The sequence below is a fragment of the Fusibacter tunisiensis genome (assembly GCF_016908355.1).
In the GTDB taxonomy this organism is placed as follows: Bacteria; Bacillota; Clostridia; order Peptostreptococcales; family Acidaminobacteraceae; genus Fusibacter_D; species Fusibacter_D tunisiensis.
Genome location: NZ_JAFBDT010000054.1, coordinates 1 through 3922, shown reverse-complemented (window position 1 = coordinate 3922; position 3922 = coordinate 1). Strand labels below are relative to the sequence as shown.

Sequence of the window (3922 nt, the reverse complement as noted above, 5' to 3'; positions counted from 1 at the left end):
TGTAAATAATGTTACCATGTGTGAGAAGCAGTCTAAATTCTTCGTGAAATAGTGATTTTTGAAGCTAATAAAAAACACACGTGGAATTTAGGTATTAGGGGTGAATGATGTTGAGACAAACTATAAGCATCTTATTAATTGCAAGTGTCATGATACTTTTTGCAGGATGCACGCCAAAACCAATTGAAATGATGGATATGAATACGCGACTTATCGCTGAAGTGGACCGGAGCCTTGATGATTATTTGGAGGCGATGGGTGATAAGGCATTGGAACAACTGCTAGAGCTGGATTCTATACACTATGGCGCTTTTACCGAAGTGGGTGCGGAGGAGATGCTGGTTCAGTTTAAGGTGCTCGATGTTCCGCATGCGGCGGGGCTCGATAGGACGGTGGTGCTGATTTGCGATGCTGCGACGCTTGAAGTGAAGCATCAAAAGACGTTTATGGCGGATCGGGTGACGATTCATTTGCTGAATGGACTAGATGAGCGACTTGAGGTTTTGTATATCGGAAGTGTGACTTATCAAGGTTTTACGGCTTATGGGATTGAGCGATTTGATCTGACTAGGGGGGGCTGGACGAATGTGGCGGTTTCCGATGTCGCGTTTGGTGAGCGGGATGCTTTCTTTTTTGCAGATGATGTTTTGCATGTGTTTGAGTTGACTTATGAGGATTATGAACCGGTGTACAGTCTTAGGGCGACGCTGTTTTGGGATAGTACGAGTCGGGTTTTTAAGTCGACGCCTAATTGAGAAAAAGATCATGGGGCCTGACCACCTGATCATTAATGAAAGGACATAATACGAATAGAAAAGCATCAGCATCAAAGTTGGCGAGCAGACAATCAAACCGATTTATTACGGTGATCGATACAACGCTTCTCGAAGTGATATCGAACGGTTTCTCGGGAAGCCGTTTGATGATGGTTCCTGAATTAACCGAGCCACATACCAAAATGGAAATCAGTAAGCTCATAAATCTGAAAGCAGGTAATTCTAATGTGTTCAAGTGATGAAGATGTGGGAGCTTCCATATAGGTATGTGGCTACATTCAGAAATTGTGGAAGTATGTCGATGAGATTGTTTAGTATTGCTATTACATATTACGCTCAATTAAGCTTATACTTACGTTATTGAAAATACATTTAATAGGAGGTTAACATGGCTTGTATGTATCCAGCACCTAACAACACACCTGAAGTTCTGTACCCTTATATAAAAAACGAGCTCTTAAAGCTCTTTGAGACGGAAGATAATTGGATAGCGAATGCCGCAAATGCTGCTGCTACTTTGGGCTTTCTCATGCCACAGCTCAACTGGGCTGGTTTTTATCTTTACGATGGCAAAGAACTGGTTCTAGGACCATTCTGGGGTAAACCTGCAGTAACGCGTATTCAAATCGGTAAAGGGGTTTGTGGTGACAGTGCACAAACTCAAAAGACAATAGTGGTTCCAGATGTACATCAATACCCTGGTCATATTGCTTGCGATCTTTTTTCAAACAGCGAAATCGTTATACCCCTTTTCAAAGACAATCACCCAAAAAATACAAAAAAGACAACGACTCTGATTCTTCTAATCAATAGTCACTGTCCTGTTTATGGGATAGTTTGTTTGCTATACTATTTATGCTAGGGGGTGATAAATCTTTATGGCCAAAAGAGATTTTATTAAAAACACAGCTGAAAGTCTTATAAAAAAATACGATACGCGCGATCCATTTGAGCTTTGTAAGGCAGTTGGCGTTTATGTGGTATTTGCTGACCTTGGCAGCCTTAAAGGTATGTATAAATACCTAAAGAAAAACCGATTTGCCATCATAAATGAGCAGCTTGATTCTGATACCAAACGCCTTGTTTGTGCGCATGAACTTGGACATGATCAGCTTCATCAAGAAATCGCAAAGCTCATCTGCCTTCAAGAGTTTGCCCTTTATGATATGAAGAATAGACCTGAATATGAAGCCAACTTATTTGCTGCAGAAATATTACTGCCTGATGATCGCATACTGACTCATGCACATGAAGGATATGATATAGAGCAGATTGCTAAAGAGCTTAGCATAGATATCAATCTGGTGGCGCTGAAGGTGTCATCCATGAAACTTAATGGGCATATTTTAAATGATATACATTTACCAAAACTGAATTTCTTAAAATAACTGTTTTAGAGGTTTCTGGAAACAGCTATTTTTATTTATCTACATACTTTATTTTTACCAGTTCGCTTTGCCCGATACATAGCATTATCTGCTCTAGCAACTAACTCTATACCTGAGATTTCTTTTTCGAATGAAGCTACACCAAAGCTAGCAGACATATGAGTAACTGCGTCAAACTTATGTTCATTGATTTTAGCCCGTAACTTTTCAGCTAAAACCATACCACCATCACAGTCAGAATCTGGTAAAATAATCATAAATTCTTCACCGCCCCATCGTCCTGCAGTATCATTCTTTCTAATTGAAGACTTTATAATCTCCGAAAACTCTTTAAGAACTGAATCACCAATAATATGACCATGTCCGTCATTTACCTTCTTAAAATCATCAATATCAAGAAGAATAATCGAAAAAACAGAATCACTTCTTCTTGATCTTTCTATTTCTGATTTTAATACCGCATCAAGTTTATAGCGATTGTAAAGCCCTGTTAATCGATCTACTTCTGTGAGTCTTGTGATTTCTTCTTCCATCTTTTTTCTATCTGTAATATTTCTAGAGACCCCTAACATACCTAAAAACTGGCCTTCTTTATCATATATCCCTGAAACCGTTAGATCCGTCCATACCGTACTGCCATCTTTACAAGGTTGCTCCATATCTCCCCTAAATACTTTAATGGGCAAATTATTTTGCACATAATAGATAGCATCCTCTAACCCCTTCTCCATTAGAGCGAGTGAATCAGGACACAATAATTCCTCTTTGGACTGCTTCATGACCTCTTCAACGGTATAACCTCTGAACTTTTCTACTGACGGGCTTAAATAAGTGAATCTGCCGTTTAAATCCATCGTCCAAATGACGTCGCTTGCATTATCTGCAATCAGTCGATGCCTCTCTTCACTTTCTCTGAGTTTGTTTTCCAGAAGTTTTAATTCCGTTACGTTTTTAATGACGCTCAGAATGTATTTTTCATTATTAATCCAGATAACAGCCGTGGAAAGAAGACCATATATCGTACGTTCTTCAGAACTTCCTAGATTAATTGATAAGTTCATCACATGATCTGTTTCGCTAATTGCCCTTTTAAATACCTTCAATTGGTTTTCATCACTAAAGATACGTAATTTCTCTAAGCTGCATCCTAATATCTCATTTTTTGAAAGACCAATCATATCAGCAAATGCTTGATTACAGTTAAAAAGTTCTAAATTTTTACTTGAAACAATCATCGTTGCATCGGGAATTGTGTCAAAGAACAATTCAAATAATGCTCTGGCGTCATTTAAGTCGCTAATTGTCTGCTGAAGTTTTCTGGCCATGCTATTAAACGAATCTGAAAATTCACCTAAAAAATCCACGCGATGTGAAAAGTCTCCTTCAGAAATGGATTTTGTTTGCCATATTAAATTTCTAAGGGTTGCTTGCAGGCTTTTTACGGTACCCATTAAATAGCCTTTGCCTATAAGCTGTTCAGATAAATCTCCGTTACCTACTAATTTAATGGCCTGTCGTAAATTACGGATTGTATGATCAATTTCAAAAATACCCTCAACATCACGAAGTTCATTTGGGACCTCAGGTGGTATAGTTGCATCATTCAATAGCGTATTTACATAGTTAATTATTTTGTTAGAGTTTACACCCATATTGATCGCCACCTTGTAAGATAAATATAGGGTTAAGGTTTAAAACCAACCCCGAATGTTCTTTGATAATTTCAAATCTATAGTTCAGATGAATCACAGACACCTT

General features: G+C 38.3%; 4 protein-coding genes. 3 read left to right on the top strand and 1 reads right to left on the bottom strand.

Features of this window, described 5'->3' with window-relative positions; all coding sequences use genetic code 11:
- Positions 1 to 107: 107 nt before the first annotated feature.
- The 3 genes from JOC49_RS12955 to JOC49_RS12945 all read left to right on the top strand — a co-directional run bounded on the left by JOC49_RS12955 (position 108) and on the right by JOC49_RS12945 (position 2164).
- Complete coding sequence (locus tag JOC49_RS12955) at positions 108 to 755, top strand: hypothetical protein (protein ID WP_204665460.1); 648 nt, start codon at positions 108 to 110, stop codon at positions 753 to 755.
- Between the two features lie 409 nt (positions 756 to 1164).
- Positions 1165 to 1638: a GAF domain-containing protein gene (locus JOC49_RS12950; protein ID WP_204665459.1), complete on the top strand. Its 474-nt coding sequence runs from the start codon at positions 1165 to 1167 to the stop codon at positions 1636 to 1638.
- 16 nt (positions 1639 to 1654) lie between these two features.
- The gene (locus tag JOC49_RS12945) at positions 1655 to 2164 is read left to right on the top strand and encodes an ImmA/IrrE family metallo-endopeptidase (RefSeq protein WP_204665458.1); all 510 of its coding nucleotides are present in this window, start codon (positions 1655 to 1657) and stop codon (positions 2162 to 2164) included.
- Between the two features lie 35 nt (positions 2165 to 2199).
- Here the strand turns inward: JOC49_RS12945 and JOC49_RS12940 are convergent, their stop codons facing one another.
- Positions 2200 to 3816 (bottom strand): sensor domain-containing diguanylate cyclase, encoded by a 1617-nt coding sequence (locus tag JOC49_RS12940; RefSeq protein WP_204665457.1) that lies wholly within the window; start codon positions 3814 to 3816, stop codon positions 2200 to 2202.
- Positions 3817 to 3922: the final 106 nt, after the last annotated feature.

Bases quoted from the DNA above. Each gene is read 5' to 3' on its own strand.
- JOC49_RS12955 (WP_204665460.1), top strand. From the start codon at position 108: ATGTTGAGACAAACTATAAGCATCTTATTAATTGCAAGTGTCATGATA.
- JOC49_RS12940 (WP_204665457.1), bottom strand. From the start codon at position 3,816: ATGGGTGTAAACTCTAACAAAATAATTAACTATGTAAATACGCTATTG.
- JOC49_RS12945 (WP_204665458.1), top strand. From the start codon at position 1,655: ATGGCCAAAAGAGATTTTATTAAAAACACAGCTGAAAGTCTTATAAAA.
- JOC49_RS12950 (WP_204665459.1), top strand. From the start codon at position 1,165: ATGGCTTGTATGTATCCAGCACCTAACAACACACCTGAAGTTCTGTAC.